General features: G+C 59.1%; 23 protein-coding genes and 1 pseudogene. 10 read left to right on the forward strand and 14 right to left on the reverse strand.

What is annotated here, in order from left to right; genetic code table 11:
* From H4N61_RS18510 to H4N61_RS10695, 4 genes are all read right to left on the reverse strand, one after another.
* Positions 1-975 carry a Gfo/Idh/MocA family oxidoreductase gene (locus tag H4N61_RS18510; protein WP_349236458.1) on the reverse strand — a complete coding sequence of 325 codons (975 nt, stop codon included), beginning with the start codon at positions 973-975 and terminating at the stop codon, positions 1-3.
* Positions 972-2,087, reverse strand: coding sequence for a glycosyltransferase family 4 protein (locus H4N61_RS18515; protein WP_349236459.1), 1,116 nt, complete (start codon positions 2,085-2,087; stop codon positions 972-974). Before H4N61_RS18515 ends, H4N61_RS18510 begins: the two co-directional genes overlap by 4 nt.
* Entirely contained in the window at positions 2,084-4,294 is a 2,211-nt protein-coding gene (gene glf, locus H4N61_RS10690) for a UDP-galactopyranose mutase (protein WP_182396002.1), read from the reverse strand. Before glf ends, H4N61_RS18515 begins: the two co-directional genes overlap by 4 nt.
* Before the next feature lie 91 nt (positions 4,295-4,385).
* Positions 4,386-5,567, reverse strand: a complete 1,182-nt coding sequence (locus tag H4N61_RS10695) for a glycosyltransferase (protein WP_182393965.1) — start codon at positions 5,565-5,567, stop codon at positions 4,386-4,388.
* A 469-nt stretch (positions 5,568-6,036) separates the two neighbouring features.
* On the opposite strand from H4N61_RS10695, the pseudogene H4N61_RS10700 reads away from it, so the two are divergent.
* The 4 genes and pseudogenes from H4N61_RS10700 to H4N61_RS10715 form a co-directional block, all read left to right on the forward strand.
* Positions 6,037-6,446, forward strand: a pseudogene (locus tag H4N61_RS10700) (SDR family oxidoreductase); the annotation flags it as partial.
* Between the two features lie 186 nt (positions 6,447-6,632).
* Positions 6,633-7,565 (forward strand): manganese catalase family protein, encoded by a 933-nt coding sequence (locus H4N61_RS10705; protein ID WP_182393966.1) that lies wholly within the window; start codon positions 6,633-6,635, stop codon positions 7,563-7,565.
* Between the two features lie 69 nt (positions 7,566-7,634).
* The gene (locus tag H4N61_RS10710; protein WP_182393967.1) at positions 7,635-8,312 is read left to right on the forward strand and encodes an alpha/beta hydrolase; all 678 of its coding nucleotides are present in this window, start codon (positions 7,635-7,637) and stop codon (positions 8,310-8,312) included.
* A gap of 45 nt (positions 8,313-8,357) precedes the next feature.
* Positions 8,358-9,709 (forward strand): IS3 family transposase gene (locus H4N61_RS10715; RefSeq protein WP_248306505.1). Its coding sequence is split into 2 segments (ribosomal slippage): positions 8,358-8,693 and positions 8,696-9,709, totalling 1,350 coding nucleotides; the frame shifts between segments, so codons are not numbered across the junction.
* 30 nt (positions 9,710-9,739) lie between these two features.
* Here H4N61_RS10715 and H4N61_RS10720 read toward each other — a convergent pair.
* Genes H4N61_RS10720 through H4N61_RS10745 form a run of 6 tightly spaced genes read right to left on the reverse strand, consistent with a single transcriptional unit; the run spans position 9,740 to position 12,891 of the window.
* On the reverse strand, positions 9,740-9,928 hold the full coding sequence (locus H4N61_RS10720) for a hypothetical protein (protein ID WP_182393969.1): 189 nt from the start codon (positions 9,926-9,928) through the stop codon (positions 9,740-9,742).
* On the reverse strand, positions 9,925-10,227 hold the full coding sequence (locus H4N61_RS10725) for a hypothetical protein (protein WP_182393970.1): 303 nt from the start codon (positions 10,225-10,227) through the stop codon (positions 9,925-9,927). Before H4N61_RS10725 ends, H4N61_RS10720 begins: the two co-directional genes overlap by 4 nt.
* On the reverse strand, positions 10,224-10,703 hold the full coding sequence (locus tag H4N61_RS10730; RefSeq protein ID WP_182393971.1) for a DUF6634 family protein: 480 nt from the start codon (positions 10,701-10,703) through the stop codon (positions 10,224-10,226). The genes H4N61_RS10725 and H4N61_RS10730 overlap by 4 nt, the downstream gene beginning before the upstream one ends.
* Positions 10,704-10,705: 2 nt before the next feature.
* Positions 10,706-10,945, reverse strand: coding sequence for a hypothetical protein (locus H4N61_RS10735; protein WP_182393972.1), 240 nt, complete (start codon positions 10,943-10,945; stop codon positions 10,706-10,708).
* Positions 10,935-11,252 carry a DUF6634 family protein gene (locus tag H4N61_RS10740; RefSeq protein ID WP_182393973.1) on the reverse strand — a complete coding sequence of 106 codons (318 nt, stop codon included), beginning with the start codon at positions 11,250-11,252 and terminating at the stop codon, positions 10,935-10,937. The genes H4N61_RS10735 and H4N61_RS10740 overlap by 11 nt, the downstream gene beginning before the upstream one ends.
* A gap of 1 nt (position 11,253) precedes the next feature.
* Entirely contained in the window at positions 11,254-12,891 is a 1,638-nt protein-coding gene (locus H4N61_RS10745; protein WP_182393974.1) for an AAA family ATPase, read from the reverse strand.
* A 292-nt stretch (positions 12,892-13,183) separates the two neighbouring features.
* Here H4N61_RS10745 and H4N61_RS18450 point away from each other — a divergent pair, with 292 nt between their 5' ends.
* The 5 genes from H4N61_RS18450 (at position 13,184) to H4N61_RS10765 (ending at position 15,008) form a co-directional block, all read left to right on the forward strand.
* Positions 13,184-13,315, forward strand: coding sequence for a hypothetical protein (locus H4N61_RS18450; protein WP_282567594.1), 132 nt, complete (start codon positions 13,184-13,186; stop codon positions 13,313-13,315).
* Positions 13,290-13,730 carry a hypothetical protein gene (locus tag H4N61_RS10750; RefSeq protein ID WP_182393975.1) on the forward strand — a complete coding sequence of 147 codons (441 nt, stop codon included), beginning with the start codon at positions 13,290-13,292 and terminating at the stop codon, positions 13,728-13,730. The genes H4N61_RS18450 and H4N61_RS10750 overlap by 26 nt, the downstream gene beginning before the upstream one ends.
* Complete coding sequence (locus H4N61_RS10755) at positions 13,730-13,954, forward strand: hypothetical protein (protein ID WP_182393976.1); 225 nt, start codon at positions 13,730-13,732, stop codon at positions 13,952-13,954. The genes H4N61_RS10750 and H4N61_RS10755 overlap by 1 nt, the downstream gene beginning before the upstream one ends.
* Positions 13,951-14,187, forward strand: coding sequence for a hypothetical protein (locus tag H4N61_RS10760; RefSeq protein WP_182393977.1), 237 nt, complete (start codon positions 13,951-13,953; stop codon positions 14,185-14,187). The genes H4N61_RS10755 and H4N61_RS10760 overlap by 4 nt, the downstream gene beginning before the upstream one ends.
* Before the next feature lie 71 nt (positions 14,188-14,258).
* Entirely contained in the window at positions 14,259-15,008 is a 750-nt protein-coding gene (locus H4N61_RS10765; protein WP_182393978.1) for a hypothetical protein, read from the forward strand.
* 38 nt (positions 15,009-15,046) lie between these two features.
* Here H4N61_RS10765 and H4N61_RS10770 read toward each other — a convergent pair whose 3' ends face one another.
* From H4N61_RS10770 to H4N61_RS10785, 4 genes are all read right to left on the reverse strand, one after another.
* Positions 15,047-16,462, reverse strand: a complete 1,416-nt coding sequence (locus H4N61_RS10770) for an integrase family protein (protein ID WP_182393979.1) — start codon at positions 16,460-16,462, stop codon at positions 15,047-15,049.
* Positions 16,463-17,008: 546 nt separating this feature from the next.
* Positions 17,009-17,737 carry an outer membrane protein gene (locus H4N61_RS10775; protein ID WP_169194996.1) on the reverse strand — a complete coding sequence of 243 codons (729 nt, stop codon included), beginning with the start codon at positions 17,735-17,737 and terminating at the stop codon, positions 17,009-17,011.
* A 457-nt stretch (positions 17,738-18,194) separates the two neighbouring features.
* Entirely contained in the window at positions 18,195-20,522 is a 2,328-nt protein-coding gene (locus tag H4N61_RS10780) for an EAL domain-containing protein (RefSeq protein ID WP_182393980.1), read from the reverse strand.
* Positions 20,523-20,554: 32 nt separating this feature from the next.
* Positions 20,555-21,028 carry an oxidoreductase gene (locus tag H4N61_RS10785; protein ID WP_182393981.1) on the reverse strand — a complete coding sequence of 158 codons (474 nt, stop codon included), beginning with the start codon at positions 21,026-21,028 and terminating at the stop codon, positions 20,555-20,557.
* 358 nt (positions 21,029-21,386) lie between these two features.
* Here H4N61_RS10785 and H4N61_RS10790 point away from each other — a divergent pair, with 358 nt between their 5' ends.
* The gene (locus tag H4N61_RS10790) at positions 21,387-23,165 is read left to right on the forward strand and encodes a Wzz/FepE/Etk N-terminal domain-containing protein (protein WP_182393982.1); all 1,779 of its coding nucleotides are present in this window, start codon (positions 21,387-21,389) and stop codon (positions 23,163-23,165) included.
* Positions 23,166-23,264 lie beyond the last annotated feature (99 nt).

The raw sequence follows: 23,264 nt of genomic DNA on the forward strand, positions 1-23,264 counted from the left end.
CTATTCCGCCGCTTGCAAAGAGACGGGCTGACCCGTGCGCACTGACTCGGTGATGGCGAGGGCAATGCGATGGGTCTTGAGCGCTTCGCTATAGGAACAGCGGATGCGATTGGTCCCACCCCGCACCGCATCGATGAAGTCGCGGTCCTCCCGCCAGACCGGATCTCCCTCCGCGTGGCGGACAGGGCGTCCGGCGCCCACATCGACCATGATGTCATGATCGGTCAGTTCAACTGCAATGCCATCGCCGAAGAGATGCAGACCGACGCGATGGCCCCAGCGCAGTAGGCAGGTGGAGCTGAAATTTGCGATGGCTCCGGATGCGAATTTGAGGCTAGCGGTGCTGACCGTGGGGACATCGAGGCCCGGAAAATCGGATCGTGCGGTGTGGCCGGCCAGACCATAAACCGACGTGACATCGCCGACAAGGTAGCGCGCTAAGTCGAAGATGTGCGTAGCTTGCTCCACCATCTGCCCGCCGGACTTGTCGGCATGCCACCACCATTCCGGCGGCGGGGTCTGGTCGAGCCAATAGCCGGACAGCAATTGCGCAGGCCGCTCGGAGAGGATGCGCCGCGTCTCGTCGACGGTGTCAAGATAGCGCCAGTGATAGCCCACGGCGGTGATCAGCTCAGCAGCGGCTATCTCAGCAGCGAGTTGCTCTGCAATGCCAATTTCCAGAGAGATAGGCTTTTCGACGAAAAACGGAAGTCTGCGGGCGATGACTGCCCGCTCGACGGCGCCGTGGGCAAAGGGCGGGATGCAGATATAGACCGCGTCCAAGGTCAAGTCGGCCAGCAGAGCATCGTGATCGCCATAGGCCCGGGCACCGTAGCGCGAGGAGGCATCCACAGCCCGATTGAAATCAGGATCGGCAAAGCCGACCAGTTCGACATCCGGCAGGCTTTCCAGCACGCCAAGGTGGCGTTGGGCAATTCCGCCCACACCGATAAAGCCAACACGCGTTTTGGTCATGAAAACCAGGCCTCAGAGGTGAGCAATGATGGGGCTAAAAGATCGGCGTATTGAGCCGAGGTCTGCTTGGCCATGCGATCGGCCTGGAAATGACGGAGGAACCGGGATCTGCCCGCGCTTCCAGCAGCGCGCGCGGCAACCGCATCGCCGAGGGCAATTCCAATAGCGGCGGCTAGTAACAATGGATCGCCCGCTTTGACGAGAAAGGGATGATCTACGCCCACGGCCTCAATGATCCCGTCGACTGCAGTGCCGACAATGGGGACTCCGACCGCCATGGCTTCGAGCAGTACCAGGGGCAGGCCCTCGAACAGCGACGGCAGCACGAAGAGATCTGCGGCAGTCAGCAGATCCGGCACGTCACCCCGGCCCCCGAGAAGGGTGACAGTTTTTTCCAGCCCCGCCTTGTGAACGCTATCGGCGATGCGGTCGCGCTCCGGCCCCTCGCCAACGAATACAAAACGCGCGTCGGGATGCTGAAGCAACACGTAGGGCACTGCTTTTAGAAGGCTTGCGTGATCCTTTTGAGTAGTGAACCGGGCAATGGTCAGGACGAGCGGCGCGGACTCGGCCAGACCAAGCTCGGCGCGCACGGCGGCACGACTGCCCTGGGAGGGTGCGGGCGGCACTATGCCATTGGGGATTACGGCGATGCGGAACCTCCCGATCCTATCGGCATATGTGTCGGCGACATCCTGCGAGACGGCGATGACGCGATCGACTGAAAGCAGCATGGCGGCGTATTCTGCCTGCTGCACCTTGCTGGTCAGAAGATAGGGAAGATGCTCGGTGCGCAGAACAGGCAGGCCCACGGCCTTGCCGAGCCGAACCAGATCATGCCCCTCCCAGCCGATGCCCGCATGGACATGGAGCAGAGCCGCCCCGCTTGTCTTGAGCCACTTACCGAAACGCGGCAGGTCATCAGGAGAGAAACTCTTTATCCGAAGTCCCGACCGTGCCGCAGATTGAAGAAAGGCCCGGCCTCTCTCGTCATCCTGGCAGGCGATAACGATGTCAAATTGGTGGACAAGGCTCAGGCCGAGCGTGACCATATGGGTCCCGAGGCCCGAAGGCTCGCGGCTGTCGGTGGCCAGCACCAGCACCGGCCTCATGACAATACCTCGGCCCGGGCCGAAGCTGGCTGGGTCATGCGGCGGTAGTGCGCCAGGGCCTGTCCGACCACCTGGTCCATATTGTAGTAGCGATAAGTGCCGAGCCTGCCGACGAAACTGACCCCAGGATGCTCGTCCGCGAGGGCCGCGTAACGCTTGTATAGGACGGCGTTTTCCGGCCTGGGAATGGGATAGTATGGATCGCCCTGCTCTTGCGGAAACTCATAGCTGATACTGGTCTGGCGGTGCACCTGACCGGTGAGATGTTTGTATTCGGTGATCCGCGTATATGGCACGCCCTCATCCGGAAAATTCACCACGGCCACGGGCTGAAAACGGCGCTGGTCGAGCGTTTCGTGTTTGAAGGCAAGGCTACGATAGGGGAGCGCGCCGAAACGGTGACCGAAGTACTCGTCGATAGGGCCGGTGTAGATGATGCGCGGCGCAAGGTTTTCGCCGCGAATGTCGGCGAAGTCGACGCCGAGCTCCAGATCGATCCGATCGTGGTCCAGCATGTTCTCGAACATCGCCGTGTAACCATTTAGCGGCATCGCCTGGAAACTATCGAGGAAATAGCGATCGTCGGTGCAGAGCCGAGTCGGAACGCGCGCAGTGACCGCCTTGTCGAGCTGGCTCGGATCGAGCCCCCACTGCTTACGTGTATAGCCTTCGAAAAAAATGCGGTAGAGTTCCGAGCCGATCTGGTTGATCACCACATCGCGAGACGTGCGCAGCTCGGCGATCGGCTCGGCGCGGCTGCGGAGAAATTCTTCGGCAGCGGAGCTGTCTTTGAGATCGAGCCCGTAGAGGAGATTGAGCGTGGTGCGATTGATTGGCATCGGCACGCGCTTGTCCTCCACCGCAGCGAGGACACGATGCTCGTACGGGCGCCAGTCGGTAAAGCGCGACAAGTAGTCGACGATATCTCCGCTGTTGGTGTGGAAGATATGCGGGCCATATTTGTGCACGAGGATGCCAGCGGCGTCGTGGTGGTCATAGGCATTGCCGCCGATATGAGGGCGTCGATCGCAAAGGAGCACACGTTTGCCGCCATCTGATGCGAGCCGCTCGGCCAGCACTGAGCCAGCAAATCCGGCGCCAACAATCACCACGTCATAAGCGTCTGCACGCCGGCCCGTGTGGACAGCAGGTGGGCGCAGAATAGGCTGGCTATTGTTGGTGATCACCTTATCCAGCAGGTCTGACATTCGAGCGAAAGTCTGATCCCAGGACATACCTGCAAGCTTTTCATCAACTGCAGGCAGCCAGTCCTGCGCCTTGAGGGCCAATGCGTTTTCGCAGGCGAGAATGAACTCAGCTGCGGTCGCAGCAATGAAAACCCCGGGAAGGTCGCCATAGCTGGCGACAACATCGACAACTGGCGTGGACACAACCGGTTTTCCGGCGGCCAGGTATTCCGGTGTCTTTGTCGGGCTGATGAAGCGGGTGGCATCATTGATCGCGAAAGGCATCATGGCGACGTCCCAGCCGGAGAGATATCCGGGAAGTTCGCCATACGAACGCTGGCCGATAAAGTGGAGGTTCGGTCGCTGTGGCAGCTCTTCAGGCCGAAGCTTGGCGACGGGCCCTACTAACACCAGCGACCACTCGGGACGCTGGGCCGCGACGTCGTCCAGGAGACTGAGATCTATCCGCTCGTCGATGACCCCATAAAAGCCGATCTTGGGGCCGCTCGGAGTGGCGAGATCTGAACTGGGCGGCATGCCACCGCGCGCTGAGGCGAAGTGGGCAACATCGACGCTCGAAGGAAGCGAGTGGATATTGTCGTGAAGCTGGCGCTTGGCCGCGTAGAGGCTCTGCCCCCCGGTGAATACTACGTCTGCACGCTCAAGCAATTGCGCTTCAAGATCCCTTAGCCGGGGCGGAGCAAAACGGAAATTGGCCAGTTCATCCATGCAGTCATAGACGACTGCCGACGCCTCCACATCGCGGGCAAAGCCGAACATCATCGGCGAATAAAACCAAAGCACCGGTCGCATGATTTCGTTGAGCCGCAACATGGTCCTGAGTAGGTGTGTCAGGCCCGCTTCGCGCTGGGCTTCATCCCACCAATGTGGAATACGTGGTCGGATGGAGACGATATCGGTGCCATCGAAGGGATGATATTCGAGATAGGCCAAGTGATGGTCAGTCGGGATATACTCCTCGAAGATGAAGACCTGACGGTCGCGGCCGAAGCGGCTCATGAGATGCTGCGGCCTCTGCAGCACAAAATCCCATCGCAGGTGCGAGAAGCAGATCAGCGGCGCGCGGTCTGGTGTGAAGTCAGCGACCTGGTCACGCGAGAACTGTTGAGTCAACGATGCCTCCTTCGGGAAGGCTTGAACTTGAAGAGGAGCGCGGTGCAGCCTTGCGCAGGAGCGGCTTCAGGCGTGAAATCGAACGAGGCCAAGCCCATCGGTCGAGGACCGCCTGGCGCGGCGCGAATTGCTCCGGATGGTCAATTGCCTTCATAAGGGCTACCGCGAAATGATCTTCCGACGCCACAAGACCCGTCTTAGGCAGAATGAATTGAAGGCCGCAGGCGAGGTCTGCATTGGCCACTACCGGCAGGCCCGCGAGCATGTATTCCGTGAGAATGGCCGGCGCGCCATCGTCCCGGCCGCATACGACGCCCACCTTGGCGAGATTCATCAGCCGGTTGACCTCGGGATAGTCGACGCCAGGCGGGCCGATAAAATCGACGTCCAGCCCAAGTTCGCTGGCCTGGCGGCGCAGCACGTCGGCATTTTCACCATAACCCATGACGCACAGGGCCTTCAGGCGACGCGGCGCTTGCGCGAGGGCGGCGAAGAGAAGGTCATGGCGCTTATAAGCTTGAGCCGCTGCGACATAAATCACGTCATAGATCTTGGGGATCTCAAGCGGAAAGAATGTTTCGGGGGACGCAAATTCGGGTCCGACAGGGATTATTGCGGTTGGCATCTGCGGGTGACGGGCGTTCACGTCATCGGACTGCCACTGGGCGCCGGTCAGCACCAGGTCGAAGTGACGGCTAATCTCAGGCGGCACCCGCAAACTCGGCGCGTCAATCGAATTGTAAACGATCACGCTGTCGGCGCAGAGCTCCAGAATCGTTTCGGACACGCCCAGCCCCCACACGCAGAGTATGCGCGGCGCTCCGTGACGCCGGATGAACTCCAGCATGGTTTCGGATTGGAACGGCGCCTCTACATGGGCCAGCGGGAACACCCGCCGAGCGAGGTGCGACGTGACTTCATCGTAGGTGCCTACTGGCTCGGTAGTATGGTGCCAGATCTCTGCGAAATCGACGTATCCCTCGTGGACCGCCGCAAGGGGTAGCCGCTCAAGATACCCCCCAATGACTGCCGGCTTACGTGCCGAGTTAGGGCATGTTCGAGGCCCTGCGTCGTGTGACTGAAGGTCTTTCTGGCCGGAGCCGAAGACAACGCGGTCGCTGATCACGACAATGGCGGAACGTAGTGCTGCTTTGAGCATAAGGTACGGCTCCGCTACGTCCAGCAGCGGCGGGACGATCATTGCTATCGGGGGGGTATTCGAGAACTGCAACGGACCCCTGTGAAGTTGGTTCCGTCACGATGTGTGGGCCAGAAACGCCCTCATCATCCTCACGCTATGGCAGCCGCCGCTGCAGTTGGATCCGACAATCCAGAAGCCGCCTAGAAGACGCGCCCAGACAAACCTCCAACGCGTGTGGTCCACTTCAAGCTTTTTCGTCGCGGCCTTGATCGTTGCCGTGCGGCGCACCTGGCCAACGTGGGCATAGGTTTGGCCAGGTACGTTGGCGTGGTACTGTGATAATCCCCTGGAAGTGTGTGCCTCGACCATAGTGTCCTCTCAGTTTACTCGATGTCTGCCAAAGCCCGTGAGAGTCCAGTTGCGCGGAACGCCTCATGGGAGGCGGGTTGACTCGCAGTCGTCGGCGCAGCCACCTCGTGTCGCGGTCGTCTACGCCCTCTTCTTCCTGTCCAAAGCGGCCGTCCTGCACATGAGTCTCGGCAGTATCTTCATCAATACGACTCCGATTTAATCCAAGTTGCAATGGGGCGAGCTTCTAGCCTACGCCAGTACGAAGGGCGCGATTTCAAACTTCACGGCAGGTCTAGCCGAGATGCTTGGCGAAAGGGAATTCGCGTGAACGCTGTTGCGCGTGGCCCAATATGGGCCCCATGGACCCCATTTACTGCCTCGACCGTGCCGCCGGATAAGCTGGCGGCCGTCGGCAAGGATACTTCATTCGGACGGGCGGCGCAGCCAGCTGAATTGGCCGGCGCGTATGTCCTGCTCGCGTCGAGCGATGCCAGCTATATGACCGGGTCAGTTACCGCCGTCACGGGCAGGAGACCGATGCTGTAGCGCATAGGACAGGCGAACTGAGGTTGGTCCAGTTCGACTGAACACAAGGTGTCTAAAAATTTGAGTCTCCCCGCTCAGCGAGCCATCGCATTATCAGCCGATAAGTGTTGGCCATCGCCCGGGCTCTGACGGAACGGACGCGTCGGGGGTGCGTTGGCGTCTCATTAGTCATTAGGAGACGCAGACATGTTCATGCGCGTAGATAGGCTCATCACAGATTTACCTCCCCCCACCAAACAGGACCCCAACGCCGCCGCTGCCTTGCAAGAGCTTCTTGGTGGTAAATATGGGGAGATGTCCACGCTCGGCAACTACATGTTCCAGAGCTTTAATTTCCGATCCAAGGACAAGCTGCGCCCGTTCTACAGTCTGGTGGCATCCATTACTGCCGAAGAACTCGCCCACGTGGAACTGGTCAGCAACGGCGTTGCCATGCTGAACAACGGCCCCGAAAAGCCCAAAGGCGATCTGGGCAATGGTGGCGACATCTCGAAATCACCTTTCGAGGCGATGGAGGATATTCGCCTGGCGTCAGCCTTCTTCTCCAATGGTGGTGGCGCGACCCCCGTCAACGCCAATGGCGTTTCCTGGAACAACGACTTCATCACCACAACCGGCAATATCATCTTCGACCTGCTGCATAATTTCCATCTTGAGTGCGGCGCGCGCCTGCACAAGTTGCGCGTCTATGAGACCCTGAGCGCAGACAATGCAACGGGCCGGGAAGTGTGCGGCTATCTGCTCGTTCGCGGCTCCGTCCACGCCCATTCCTATGCCCTCGCGCTGAAGAAACTCACCGGCGTCGACATCGAGAAGATGCTGCCGACTCCCAACATCCCTCTGGCCAAAATCCCTGAGTGCCAGAAATATCTCGATGAGGGCTCGCATCGGCGCCTCTACACATGGAGCGAAGGAGACTACAAGGAAATTTCGGGCATCTGGTCCAACGACGAAGTCGCCTTGCCCGGTGATCCTCCCGGGCCGCTGGAGGTCGTCGAAGGCATGCCGGAAGGCGGCAAGATGCAGCAGTTGCAGGGCGTGCCATCGGCGTTCACGCCCGACTACGCCCCTGAAGAATTTTACGAAATCGCGGCCAAGCTCTATAAGGCATCGCGCTAGAAATCCTGTCGGGCGGCCTTCAGCCGCCCCGCTTTTTGTTTCCGCTGGTGCTACACCAAGGCATCCTTAATGCCCCTGATGATCGTCTTCCGCTTTCTCTTCATGCTGCTCTCCCTATGTGTCCTAGGGCTAGCGGCCTACTTCCTCTGGAACTGGTACGACGGGGATCTCATCCGACGAGCCGATGGCGACTTTGTTCGGGTGCGGAACGATTGGATGCTATGGGCAGGAATTGCCCTTTTGGCTTTCTCTTTCTTTGGCCGCCCTCTCGTTACCTTGTTTCTCGCCAAGTCAGATACCAACCCGACGTCGGCAACAAGGGATTCGGGCACGTTGGTGGCCGGAGCCAGCGGGTCGAGCCTTTATGTCGAACAACTGGGGTCGATCCAGGCACCACCCATCGTCCTGGTCCATGGCTGGGCAATGGACAGTACGATCTGGTTTTATGCCAAGCGCGATCTGTCGCGGAACTTTCGCGTCCTATCTTGGGACCTGCCCGGGATGGGGCGCTCGCGGCCCGTTGCGGGCTCTGCCATCGGCCTTACTGAATTTGCCCAAGACCTCAAGACCGTCATCGGCCTGGCTGGCGATCGCAAGGTCGTACTCGTCGGCCATAGCATCGGAGGCATGACCATCCAGACACTGGCGCGTGACGATGCGGCCTTCTTTAACACCCACGTTGCCGGCACTGTTCTGGTCAACACCACCTGTTCCCCGTCAGCGCCCATGGCACAGATTCAGGGTTGAGCTTTAAGGAGTGTTTTGGTCTCGTCGTCTGACGAAGGAACCAAGATGACTGCTAAATCCCCGAGCACCAAAAAGCCTGCCGAGCAGGTGGTGAAGGACATTCGCCGGGCGACCCGACGGCACTTTTCAGCTGAAGACAAGATCCGGATCGTTCTCGATGGTCTGCGCGGCGAAGACAGCATTGCCGAACTGTGCCGCAAGGAAGGCATCGCGCAGAGCCTGTATTACACTTGGTCGAAAGAGTTCATGGAAGCCGGCAAGCGCCGACTGGCGGGCGATACTGCTCGTGCTGCGACCAGTGATGAGGTCAAGGATCTGCGCCGAGAGGCTGGTGCGCTCAAGGAATGCGTTGCCGACCTGACGCTAGAAAACCGTCTGCTTAAAAAAAGCATGATCGCGGATGGGGACGAGCCAGAATGAGATATCCCGCATCCGAAAAGCTCGAGATCATCAATCTGGTTGAGCAGTCGCACCTGCCCACAAAACGCACGCTGGACCGGCTGGGCATCCCGCGCCGGACCTTCTATCGCTGGTATGACCGCTACCTCGGTGGCGGTCCTGAAGCACTAGAAGATCGGTCTTCGGCACCCGGTCGGGTGTGGAACCGGATCCCGACTGCCGTCCATGATCAGCTCATCGAGATGGCGTTGGAAGAGTCCGAACTCTCGCCTCGGGAGCTGGCTGTGAGCTTCACCGACCAGAAGGGGTACTTCGTGTCCGAAGCCAGCGTTTACCGGCTTCTCAAGGCCCACGACCTGATCACCAGCCCGGCCTATGTGGTGATCAAGGCGGCAGATGCGTTCCACACCAAAACGGTGCGGCCCAACGAGATGTGGCAGACCGATTTCACCTACTTCAAGATCATCGGCTGGGGCTGGATGTATCTGTCCACGGTGCTCGACGATTACTCGCGCTACATCATCGCCTGGAAGCTGTGCAACACAATGCGGGCCGAGGACGTCACTGACACGCTGGACATGGCCCTCGCGGCCTCAGGCTGCGACCAGGTGCATGTGCATCACAAGCCCCGGCTGCTCAGCGATAATGGCCCCTGCTATATCGCCAGTGAACTGGCCGATTATATCCAGACCAATCGCATGAGCCACGTCCGCGGCGCCCCGATGCATCCCCAGACCCAGGGCAAGATCGAGCGCTGGCACCAAACCATGAAGAACCGCATCCTGCTGGAGAACTACTTCCTGCCCGGCGACCTGGAGGCCCAGATCGGCGCCTTCGTCGAACACTACAATCACAGGCGCTATCATGAGAGCCTCGACAACGTGACCCCGGCAGACGCCTACTTCGGCAGGGCCGCAGCCATCATAAAACAGCGCGAAAGGATCAAACGACAAACCATCCAGCATCGGCGCTTGCAGCACCGCAAGCTCGCCGCATAACATCAACCCAAAGACGAGGCCGATACTCCGCTAATCCAAGACCCAAACTGCGCCAAATGATCTGACGACGGACAGCGCGATCTTGTGCAGCTCGAGAATGGTTTCGATCAGGCTGTTGTGCACATCGCCGGCGATGATCATGACGTCGTGCGGCGGAATGCGGTCTGGCACCCAGTACGTCGAATCCATGTGCAGATCGGAGACGATCCAAATTCTCATTCGTTCCCCCCATCTTCGGCATGCCAGCTGCGCCAAACCCCAGCCAGCGCGTGTTCGTATTCACCACCGGCCGCGCGGACGGCAGCGACATAGACTTGCCCTGCCGCATTCAGCATTTCGAGATTGACTTGCATGTCCGCCAAGGCTTCGAAGCGCTCGACCAGGTGCTGCGGCATCGCAACATCCGGCGGACGGAAAGCCAGAATCTTTCCGCCGTCGCGCCGCACGGAGATGCCGTGCCTGCTGAGCGCGCGCTCGATGTTGTCCAGGATGCGATCCTTCTTATCGTCGTCACTCATGCCGGCTCTCCCAAGCGATAGAAGGACCGTGTGCTTCGGCACCACGATTCATCGTCGTCGATCGCGATCACGGTCGTCGTCGCCAGCCATGTGCCATCGTCGGCATCGTCGTGGCCGGTGACGATGCCGACGATGATGCGCCGGCGTCCGTCGTCGCGCCACGACCACTGCGACAGCACCGGTGCGTTGGCGAGCTCGAGCTTGCCCGGGCGCCATCCGTGATTGTGGTAGCGATCGGCAAATTCCTGCATCTCGCCGAAGTTGATGTCGCCGAGGTCCTCCGGCTCCCGCTGCGCGATGATTGACGTGTCGACCCAGCTACCGTCCGTCTTGTAGACGCGCCGCGTGTAAGCGTTGCCGCCATCGACGGCGACGCTGCCGCAGCTGCAGTATCGAAAATCGTGCCTGTCCTCGGATACGATCTCCTCGCCGCAGAGAAGGCAGCGGACAGAGTTACGGATGATAATTTCGTTCATGCTCAGTACCCCAATACATCTTCGGCAGCAGCGACGCCGACCTGCGCCAGCGCCTCGACCAGCGATTGCAGCCAAGGCTTGCCCTGGCCGGCTTCGAGCAGCGGCCGAATGGTCGCTGCGCATGGGCGATCGAGCGCTGCACGGGCGAGCTCACGGGCCTCAGGATCGCGGTATTCGATCATGCCGGCCGCCATGCCCCAGGCGCTCACAGCAATTGCGCGTTCTCGTTCTTCAATCGTCATTGCCGTATACCTCCCCAGGGTTCGCCCAAATCGGCTCGCCGAGCCGGTAGAGCCGCGCCATCGTCATGATCCAAGTCCAGTCCGGGTCCATCGCAAAGCACTCGGCGCCGAAATGAATCGTGCCATCGGGCACAATCGGGTGCCCAGTGATGATGCCCATGACGACGGGAAGATCGTCCTCGTCGTCGGCGTCCTTGATGAGTGCCCAGCCCTCGAGCAGGGGGGCGGCCGCGAGCTCGGCCTCGGTCGGCGGCTCCCATTGATCCGCAGAGTTGACGAGCCGCTCGATGTCACGAAGATCCGTCATGTCAGCACCTCCCCATGATCTGGTCACGACCATCCACGAGCGTCGTCACGATCCGCGTGAGCTGCCGAATCGATCCACCCGGCCACGACGCCTTGACGAGATCGAGTTCATCCTCGGCCAAGGGCGCGAACCAGCGCGCGTCGAGGCCGCGGTCACGTGCGAGGCGGCCGACGATCTGACGCGTGAGCGTGGGCAGATGCTGCCAGCCGGGTGTCGGCATAGTCAGGATGCGCATGCGATCGCGGAGCGGCGCTGGGATGCCTTGGAGCGCATTCGCTGTCGCAAAGTGCGAGACCATCGACAAATCGCACTCGACTTCGAGAGTGAGATCCCGGAACCGCCGCGCCTGATCGATCTCGAGCAGCGGCAGCAGTGCGTCCATGGCCGAGCCGTTATTCTTGCCGTCGTCGGCCTTTTCGACTTCATCCCAAACGACGGCCACTGAAGCCATCTTCGACCGCTTGATCAGCTGCAGGGGCACGGCCTCGCGAGCCGTCGACCACTGCGCAGATGTGCCGCCCAAGCTGCTGTCGGCCATCCCAGCGAGGTTATAGAGCTCGCACGGCAGGCCAACTTGATCGCAAATTGCACGTGCCAACGACGACTTGCCGGATCCTGCCGGTCCTAGGAAAAGCGTCGGTCGGAAGCGGACCTCCTCGCGGGTGGCTAAGTCAGTTAGCACGACGTCGATCAGAGCGGCAGCATGCGGCCACTGCGACACCAGAGCGGCTCTATGGGCAGCGACATCGCCGCGGGCGACGATCGGCAGCGGTGTGCCATCGATCCCCTTCCACGACTTCTGGATGTCGCGGCGATGCCCGCTGCCGTCCGTCGGGAGCGGGGGCACGACGACGCGTTCGAGCGCCGGCCGCCGCACGATCTCGGCACGGTCCTCGAGGACGAGGCCTTCGAGCTCGGCATCGGCCTGAGCGACTGCGCCCACCGCCTTCTTCAGTCGCTCGAGATCGACCTTGCCAGCCTTGGCGGTCGCGAATTCGCGTGCCTCCTCGAAGCGCTTCCATGCGCCGACGTCTCGCTCGATCAGCTTGAGACCATGGGTGCAATACGCGTCCATCGAACGGCGCCAGCCGCCCAGCATGCCGAGCATCGTAGCCGTGACGAACAAACGGTCGTAGTCGTCGTGCGACCATCCTTCTCCGCGCTCCGTGGAACCGATCAGCTTCCGCTTTGCTACGTCGTCGCCTTCGCATGTGAGATAGATCAGCATGCGATCGGCGTCGTCGTCGTGACCGGCCCGCCGCAAGGCGTGCTCGACTGCTCGGAGCGCGTCGGCAGTGCCAGTGTCGCGCAGGTTCTGGATGACGGACCGCAGCTGCAGCCCGCCGTCGATCCGGTCCAGGGCAGCCTGCCAGGTGTCGATGTCCCGCCCGAGGAGCCAGCTGTCGCACCAGACCGTGCGGTCCTTCTTAACGTCGTTGGCGAACCACGGGGCGCCGGCGCGGAGTTGATCTGTAGTGCTAAGCTGCCCGGCGACGATCTGAGCGTGGAGCGATGTGCGGTCAGTGTATGCGGAGGCGGCGTGCGGCGCACGCTCGTCGTCAGTGTCCTTCGATGTCATATGATTTCGTTCGAGCGCTGTGGCCGTCCGCCCGACGACGGTTTCGACCCAGCGTGCCACGCCGGCTCTCGGAGCTGCGGCGTCACACACTCTCTATATCGATGTCGCGGCAGCGTGTCCGGGGGCTACTGCACGAATTGTTAACGAAGGCATAACGCCGGCAACACCACGAAACCTAACGTTAACGGCTCGGCCATAGCCTCGCGTGAAATAGTTCGGCTGCAAGCAACTGTTTTCATTGCGTTATTCGACATAGTGCATGCGCGTCCGGCTGGCCTATTGATGTAGTCATATGACTACACTATCTTAATGACATGGCGGCACACAGAGCGATGCCGGCAGGAGACGAACGATGATCGAGCTGTTCCATTCTTCAGACGCGAAGCCAGTCATCGGCAACCATAGGGTCTTCGACGGCTTCGTGTTCTTCTCGGAATACGCACAGCGCTCGCGGCACGATGGTTTTCACCACCACCGTCGATGATGCTGATATCGTCGAAGTGGAGACGGTCCTGCAGCACGAAGTCGACGGCAATATGCGCGGCCTGGTCGCCGAAGCGCAGGGCATCGTCGCGGCGCAGCACGGCATCGAGCTTGACGAGGACACCGCCGAGGACCTGTTGACCCAGCGCGTTGTTTACGGCGAGCGCATCATCGACGGCACCATCGATCGCGACGACTTCGACAGCTACGCGGACTACGACGAGATGCTGCAGCACGAGCGCAGCATGTTTGAGCACGATGCCGACACCGCGTGGCAGCTGCAGATGCTCGGCGCCCGCGCTGCCCGGATCGCCGGTTTCCGCGGCGTTCGTCTCAATGACGAGATGGGGCGCAGCGTGGCGGTCTGGATGGAAGGCCGCGACAGCGAGCTCGTCCAGTACGAAGGAGACGAGTGATGATCCGCTTCGATACATCTGAAGCCGCAAGCGATGCATGGCGGTACGCATTCGGCGCAGGCCAGAAGCAGTCGATCAGCACAGAGAGCTGGGACGTAGACGGCGACAAGAGCATGCGCCGCGTGCGCGAGCGGCTCGAACGAGCCGGCTTCGAGTTCGTGCCCGACGGCCGCTCCTGCATGACGTGCCCGATGAACTACTTGATCCGGAGGAATAGCCAGTGACCGGCCCCGAGCTCAAGGCCATCCGCCACCGCCTCGGCCTGTCGACGTTGCAGCTCGGCCGCGCGTTTGGCTACGTCGGCAGCGACACGACCGCGTCGGTGACGATCCGAAAATACGAATCCGGCCAGCGTCCGATCCCGCCCTGGTTGACAAGGCTGGCGACGATGTTCGACCGGCACGGCGTGCCCCCGGGATGGACGGCATCGCCCTTTATCCAGATCGACGACGAATGAATCGAGGGGCTGCCGACGCCGGCGCGGCAGCCCCAAGAGAGTGCCGGCGCAACCACAACTAGGAGAGTTGAATGAAAAAGATCCACGCCGTCTCTACTCACGATGCCGACTCCGCACCGATCTGGCTTGTCCGGGGAGCAAACCCCCGCGAGCTGGCTGTGCTGGCCGCATTGACGGAATTTGGCGGCGCCGACGATATTGAAGCCGTCGGCGCTCACTGCCTCATCATCGAAGAGACCGGGGGCATTCGCGTCACCGTCCAGTACCAGCGCGGCGGCGGCCCTGTCCGCTACGGCACCGGCGATGCCGAGCACAACGTCTATGTCACGGAGGCCGACGAGGACCATGCCCGCATGTGGACCGGACCAAGCTATCACGGCACCATGTACCACAGCATCGACGAGATCGAATACGGCAGGAACTATCGCGAGATCGCTCGCCTCGCCGTTCACGATCAGGACGTGCTGCGCAAGCGGGTTGCTGGGCGTGAAGCCATCGCGGCATTGGTCGGCCAGGATGGGTACGATGTGCCAGCGATCTCCAACGTCGCTTGGCTCGAGACCTTGCTCGAAGTGATCGAAGATTCCCCCGAGATCATGAAGCTGCTCGAAGGCGACGATTGGGACAGCACGCATGAGATGCTGAAGGCCTGCCGCCAGCTGGCGACTGAAGGCAAGAAGGTCGTCCGCGATCGGTTCGATGCAGCTAACCCTGAGCCGGATGGCGACCCGGATGAGCTGCCTGTCGTCCACAGCTACCCTCGGTCTACCACGCCGCCGCCCGAGCCTTGGGTCGATGCCGACGGCAACATGCCGTTCTGATCACCAGCGACTATCGAGGGCCCTTCGGGGCCCTTTCTTTATTCCGCTGCCTGACGTTCGTCCTCGTCGCCGTACCGTGCCGCCGCGATCGCAGCGCGGATCTCCGAGATTGGCTCCAGGCCGGCAATGGCGGCGGCGATATAGGGCTGTAGGCCGTCGCACCACGCCGTCATGATGGGCCAAGTCCGATGCGTGCCGTCGTGCAGTGAGTAGTGTGTGCCCGTCACGTCCCCGCTGCCAGCAGCATGGTCGAGGATCGCTTGCACGTCCGACCGCAGCAGACCGAAGCGGCTCTCGCCGTGCGTTCCGAATGCCCTGCGGAGATCGTGCGGCGATGCCGAGACGCCGGGCATGAACCCGAGGGCATGTGTGATCGACGACGAGCTGATCGACGTCTTGTCGCCGCCCTTCCTCCGCGCCCGAATCTGCGGGAACAGGTAGTCGCTCTCGAAGCGCTTGCCGGCCATGATCGCGCGCTCGACGCAGGCCCAGACGGCCGGTGGCAGCGGGATGACATGCGGCCGCTTCCGTGCCCCGGACTTCGCCCTGGTTTTGCGGGATGCAGGTGGCACATGCCACAGCCCACGCCCGCCCCCGATATCCTCGAACTGGTCGATCGTCGCTTCTGCCACGGCGCGGCGACGCTGCGCCGTCCACGCCGTCAGCTCCACCGCGCAGGCGACGACCGGATCAATCGCCCCGGTGCGGCAGATCGCGATGATGCGAGCGACCTCTTCCAAGGGCGGCACGTATTCGCCGGCGTCATCGCTCTCGTCGAGTGTGCGCTCGGGCGCAGCGAGACCATCAATGGCGCCGGGCAGCACGCCACTCTTTGCGGCCTGGCCGTCCGACGCTAGCCATTTCCAAAACGGGCGCAGCACTCTCACAATGTGCTCGGCCGTGCTCTCGCGGCCAGAGCGGTGCACCCTGGCGACGATGCCGGCCAGGTCGGCCCGGCTGATCGACGGCAGCGGTTTCTTGTCGAGGCCGGCCAGGTCCGGCATTGAGAGTACGCTCTTGTAGTCGGCATACGTCGCGGCGCGGCGCGTGCGACCGATCTCATCGAGCCATTTTGTGCGGCCCTGCACGTAGGTCCACGCGAACAGGTCCCGCGGCTTAGCGATGGCCAGCGGTAGCGGCTCGGCTTTACCGGCGGCGCGGCGCTGGCGGTCGAGCCACTCCTGGTCGGGGATGCCAGTCCTGTCTCGGAGCACGGATTGCGCGCGGCCGACGAGATCCCGCGCCTCCGCGATCGTCCATGCGTCTACGCTGCCGAGAGGCAGGCGCACGTCGCGGCCGGCGACGGCATAACGCAGCTGCCACACGGCCCCGGTTGCGCCGACGCGTAGGACGAGGCCGCGGGCGCGAGCGTCCACGACTTCGTAGCGCTTGGCTCCCGGACGGGCGTCGGCCTTGGCCTTGGCGATGGTGGCGGCGGTGATGGTTACGGGCACTGGGACGACGCTCTGCACTGGGACGACATTGGGACGACCGGCAGGAAACATCGGGACGACCGTCGGCGCAAGGCCCGACGCGCTGGGAGCCCTAACGGAAAAGGAAATTAAGGGCGCTTAGCTTCATTTGAAGGGGTGTCGAGAGCACCTGAAACCAGCCAATGACCTGATTTGTAATCAGGGGGTCACGGGTTCGAACCCTGTTGCCGGCACCATTCAAACTCCCCACTACGTTGCCTCACCAGAAACCCACTCAGTGGGTGTGCTAGCCCACATCCAGACACAACTGAAACAGTTGGGCCAAAGATCTGACGACATGCGAGACAGCTCCTCGACCACTCCCCAAAATCTTCACTCTTGAGCGGCGAAACAAGGGAAAGGCTGGAACGAAAACGGCTGCCCATCGCTGTTCACAAACTAATGCAAATGAGGTCGGCGAGGCACTTCGTTACAAGCCAGTACGAAGCCTCATTCGTCTAAACTGCGACCGAAAAAGAAAAAACCGGCACGAGTGCCGGTTCTCAAAGATTTTGATAAAAACTTAAATCAGAACCGGTAATTCAGTCCGACTTTTACCGTATGAATATGGTTATTAAAGTCAAACGGCTGCGACATATCACCGTCTACGTGGCCGTAGGTTTTAGTGCCGAAATCAGCAAACATATATTCGGTCTTGAACGTCCAATTATCGCTTAGAGCGTGCTCCATACCCGCCCCAACGGTCAGACCAGTACGCGTCTCTTCGCCGAAGCCAGCTTCGTTACCGTCGAACCCCCACTTGCCTCTGCCGTCTTCGTTGCCGATACCGTCAAATTCACCGCCAGCGTTTCTCATATTAGCAAAAACAACACCGCCCTTGCCATAGAACAAAGTATTGTTGGCTACATAACCTACGCGGCCAGTTAGAGCGCCATAGAAGCCGTACTGAGTATAGACACCGTCATCGTCGTCGGTTGGATCGACATAGAGCTTGTCATTGGAAATCCAACCCAACTCTAGCTCGGGACCAAATACCCAGTTACCGTTCTGGAAATTGTAGCCTGCCGCCACGCCGCCGATTAGACCAGCATCGGTCATGCCAAGGATGGCACCAGGTGGGCCCCACTCCTCGCCCGTCACGTCGGTCCCAGTCGTCTTACTATTTGTCCAGCCGCCAAAGGCGCCAATATAAGCGCCGGCCCAGCTAGCGCTCGGCGCGTCGATGCTCAATGGATCCGCACTCACCTGACCGGTCAAACCAAACAGCAATGCTGCAGCAATCAAATTTATTTTCATGGGAAATCCGCTCCGCTATATACTTGAGCAATAAATGATTTCCCTGGAAGGGTTTAGTTAGATTTTCGGAATTTCTACAAAATAAAATGCGATTAACGTTCACGCCATTTTCGAAGGCACAACATTATCTAAGGATAGTGAGCGGCTGTAGGCTATTCCAATAGGGCTATAGCCTGAGCGTATAAAACTCGCCGCCCCCCTCTATTGCCGGAGCATCTCGCGTGTAAACTTGCTGCAATTGCTTGAATATGGGCGGCATGCGGCAGCCTAATATCACTGCCAGGGTGTTGTTGATCTATTTACACGGTGGGTCAACGGGCAACGAAGTCTGCCGCCAGATATCCGAGCAGGCGCTATGGCGCCAAGTGCTTCTTCTTTGCAAAGACCGACGGAAACTCGCGCTTTTCTCTGCACATTCAACGCTCTACACCAAATAGGCGACAAATGGCCAATTGCGCTATGCAGGCCGAGGTAGCGCGTTTAACTGCGTCACGCCGCCCATGCGCCCTTCGACCAGCTCCATAAATTGAGGAAGCGGCACAGGTCGGCTGAAATAATAGCCCTGCGCTTCAATGAACCCGGCATTGGTAATAATCTCGAGCTGAGCTGCGGTTTCCACGCCTTCAGCTGTCGTCTTCATCCCTAGATTCTTCCCCAAGCTCGCGATGGACTGCAAAATTGGAAGACTGTCCGGCCAGCGATCGACATCTCGCACAAAACTTTGGTCGATCTTGATCTTATCAAATGGGAAGCGCTGTAGATAACTCAGCGACGAATATCCCGTCCCAAAGTCGTCTAGGGCAATCGTCAGGCCCAAACTCTTGAGTTGGCGCAGCGCCTCGAGATTTGCGTCATTCTTCTGCAGCAATACAGATTCAGTGATTTCAAGCTCAAGACGTGATGGATTGAGCCCGCTCTGGACAAGGGCAGCAGCAACGCTCTTGACGAGATTGCTGTCCCGGAACTGCATAGGCGAGAGATTCACGGACACGCTAATGTCGCCAGGCCATTGAAGCGCATCGCGACACGCGCGCTGCAAGACCCACTCGCCAAGCTTATTGATGAAACCGGTCTCTTCGGCAATGTGAATGAACTCGCCCGGAGGCACGAGGCCCCTCTCCGGGTGACGCCAGCGCAGCAATGCTTCACCAGCAACGATCTTGCCTGTCTTGAGCAGAACTAGTGGCTGATAGTGGACCTCGAATTGTCCAAGCTCGATCCCCTGACGCATGTCGATGTCGAGGTTGCGCCTATGTTGCAGATCCTCAAGCATCCGCATCGAGAAGAAGCGATAGGCCGCCCTCCCTTCTGCCTTAACATTATACAGCGCCAAATCCGCGTTCTTCATAAGAGTATCAGGATGCAGATCGGTTTCGAATGCGAGTGCAATGCCGATGCTGGTGCTCACAGACACTTCATGCCCAAAAATGAGGTATGGTTCACCAATGACGGTCAGCAGGCGTGCTGCCAAGCGCCGGCAACTCTCCTCGGCATCGCCCTTACTGACATGCAGAATGGCAAATTCGTCCCCACCTAGGCGCGCAACGATGTCGCGAGGATCGACCGTGGACATAATTCGAGCAGCCACATCGCGTAGCAGCTCGTCGCCAACTTGGTGCCCAAGCGTATCGTTGACCTCTTTGAAGCGATCGAGATCCAAGTACAGCACAGCCAGGCCTCGGCCCGCGTCCTTGTTTTGCCGCAGAGCTTGCGCAGTGCGCTCCCAGAAGTAGAGGCGATTGGCCATGCCCGTCAGCGCATCGTGCCGTGCCATCTGGACGACGCGATCCTGCGCGCGTTGGCGCTCTGTAATATCCTCAAAGGTACAGACCCAACCGCCTTCAATCGTCTTTTCCCGCGAGACCCTAAGCACAATGCCATTCGGCATGTGCTGCACGCGGCTACTCAGAATAGTGATATCGTCGCTGCTTTCGCCGTCTGCCGCCGTATCCGCAAAAATGTCGCCGCCCGATAAATGGCCGTCCAGAGCTTCGCTAATATGGATACCTTCCCAGTTGCGCGAAGCATCGAGCGAAAACAGTTCTAAAAAGCGAGCGTTATAGACAATCAAAGTGTCTTCATGATCGAGCAGACACAGCCCCACTGACATCGCTTGTAGCGCCGCATCAAAACGAGCGTTTTGGATGACAAGCGACTGCTCTTTCTGACGCAACACATCCTGCGCGCGACCCAAGAGCCGATTGTGGAACAGCAACATGCCAACGAGCAAGCAGCCGCCTCCAATCAAGCCAAACGCCACGCCTGTGAATGCCCATTGCAAATCGAATAAGGCGCGCCGATCACGATTGAGATTTGCCGAGTTCCACGTGTTTGCATCGACGGATAGCCGCGCCAATTTTGGAAATATGGGCTCAAGTATACTTAGGATTTCAGCAGGTTTTCCCGGCTCGTCGAGCTCATCCAACATTGGCTCAACCCGAACCAATGCCGCACCGAGCTCTTGTAATGTCGCCACGCTCAGGGGTGACTGTCCGAGAAATACGGAAGCTTCTCTTCCGTTCAGAGTACTCAAGCGACTGACGACAATGTCAAACCTTAGGCGGACTTCATTCTCATCCACTCCGGGAAGCCCAGCGGCGTACCCGCTCACCCTATGCTCTAGGCGAGAGAATTCGCTTGGAGCTTGCGTAAACATCCACGTGACGTTCCAGAGACCGGCTTGGTCCAGCGCCGCATACCGATCATACAGAAGGAGCGTAATGTAACTGGCGGCAGTCACAAAACCGACGACCAGAACCGCCAAAATAATCCGCAATGGGTGCATTTTACGTCCTGTGCCCTTTCATGAGCGTCAGGCTAGGGGATGGCAATGGCCTTAACCTGCCACACGGCGCGCCCGTGATAGGGCTGCTGGCGCAATGCCGGATTTTCATCAAAGGGATAGACGATGAAGAATGGCCCCTTGTCAGACACCGGCATATATTCCCCATCCCTTTTGATGGCTAGGATCGGACCGAACTCGGCAAAATCACTTGTGGGAATGTCCACGCTATAATCGTTAAGGGCCGTAACGATAGCCATGGCGCCATCCGCACCACTCACTTCAAGAAGATGGCTCAGCGCAACGCCCTTGTATTGAACGACGCCCTCAGTCCAGGGGCTTGTGGTGCTAATCTCCGTCTGAGGCATGGCCTCCAGCGCATCGCGATCATATACGACCGTATTGGAACCAGCAGTCAGAGTGAGAGTTGGCAGATCGGCGGCATATACGGGCTGAAAGCTCATGGCGACAGCCACCAGAATATTCAAAATTATAGTTCTACGACGCATCGCATTCATCCCATGTCGGCTGGAATTTATGACATCCAATTTTTCACAGAAATCTCTGAACACTCTTATGTTTAAACACGTAATACGATCAATCCTAAGCTTTTAAAAATATCAGCAGATTGACCATACGGGGCATCGCTCTAGCAAAGCCATATCGGCAGAGGTCCAAGAATTCTCGATGCCGATCTTGTACCCTGTAAGGTCAACGCGCCACTCAGAAAAAGGTGGCATGTGGGCGCAAATAATTGCTGCGCATTAAATTATTTTCAATTCCCGCCACCACTACTGAAAAAACCAATATTCAAGACGTATCCTTATTGATAAAACTAAACACGACGACCAAACAAAGAAGATCGAAATGGAAAGAGCCGAAATAGATATTCGGCAAATACTTCTATCAATACAACGACAATCACCCCTAGCTTTGGGAGTGGCGTTTATTTTTATTGCAATTGCAGCGACACATCTTTTCCTGACAAAACCGCTCTACACCGCGACAGCACTTGTCCTATTCGATCCGAGCGACAAAAATCTATTAGATCCAACCTCGAGCTCAGACGCCGGTGGTGAAGCCAGTGCGAGGATCGATAGTGAAGTCGAATTCATCCGGTCCGACGCCGTTCTCCTCGAAACAATCCGACGGACACCAATAGGGGCAATGTTAGCGGATACTCCAGCCCCAGCAGGACTCGCGCAAAGAGCGCTCGCAACTCTGGGCCTAGTGAGCCACACTAAACCAAGCACCGCTGAAGCATTGCATAGCGCGCTCACAAAAATGCGCAGATCAACCACTGTGAAACGACGTGGCGAGACCTTCATCATTGCCATTACTGCGCATTCCGCTAGTCCCGAGCGTGCTGCAACTGTCGCCAATAGCCTTGCCGAAACCTATATCGCAGCTCAGCTTCGCCACAAGATTTCCAACCTCGAAAATCATCGGGCGATCCTTGCTCGCCACATAGAAGATGCAAAAATCGATATCGCCAATGCAGCTGCTGAGCGAGATCGCAGCTTCGAGATGAGCCAGCCCCTACCCGCCCACCAAGCAAACCAAGCAGCATTTCATCGCCCCATTTTCAGGCCAGACATCGTTGAGAGCCAAAACGAGCTCTTACGCAATGCCGATGTCGCCACCGCACAATACCATTCACTTCTCGAGCGGTTGCGGGATCTAACCGCACAAACCGATCTCCAAGTAGCGGACAGCCAAATCATATCGGCAGCGATTGTGCCGCTCTACCCTTCCAGCCCAAATTACGGCCTTACACTCACTCTATCGGCGATAGCAGGCCTGATGGCCGGTATCGCACTGGCACTGCTATATGAGCACCTGATCGGTGGCTTTATGACCGACGAGCAAATGGCCAGCGCGCTTAAACTGGACGAGGCCAGCGTGTTGCCCCGTGCCCGATCTCGAACAGACGCAGATTCTGTTGCAGAATTGATCGTCGATGACCCGAGTTCTGCCTACTCCGAAGCCGTACGCAGATTGCGGGCCTCAATCGGCTTCGCAGTCTCACCATCAAAGTCTGTAACCGATGGTGGCTTGGTCATTATGGTGTGCTCGACAACCATTGGTGAGGGAAAGACCACGTTGGCTGTTGCGCTAGCGCGGTGTTTTGCTCGTTCCGGCGCCAGTACCCTACTGATCGATGGGGATCTCCGTGATCCCGGCGTTCATCGCAACCTCAAAATCGGGCCGTCGCTGGCTCTTGTCGACCACCTTGTTAGGCCAATCACTGACACAAATTTCGACACCCTCGTCACAACGGATCCTTTGAGCCCGCTCAGGGTCGTCGTCGGGGCAGAAAGGGAAGACATTTCACCGACTGACTTGCTTGGTGGAAGAGGCTTTGAACATTTGATTACAAAGGCGCGCAGCCACTTCGACATCGTCATTATCGACACCGCCGCCATGGGTGAGCTCGCTGATACCCTCTATGTGACGCCCTTAGTTCAAGTCGCGCTGCTCGTCTCCCATTGGGCAAGCACGCCTCAGCACACGGTCAAGAAGACACTGCGAGCTCTCCGCAGTGCAGGCAACCTATCGCTGCTCGTCATCCCTGTTCTCGCTCAACAAAAAGAACGCAGGCCAAAGCCGAAGCTTCACTTTCACCGCTACGGTTCTGAAATCTGATCGAACAGAACGCTCGCGGCCTGCTCTGCCAGCAAGTACTGAATTGGGGGAGGTCTACGCCTTGTGCAGGATGGTCCGCCGCACCCTAGCATGCTAGGC

The organism is Devosia sp. MC521, from assembly GCF_014127105.1.
Taxonomy (GTDB): Bacteria; Pseudomonadota; Alphaproteobacteria; order Rhizobiales; family Devosiaceae; genus Devosia.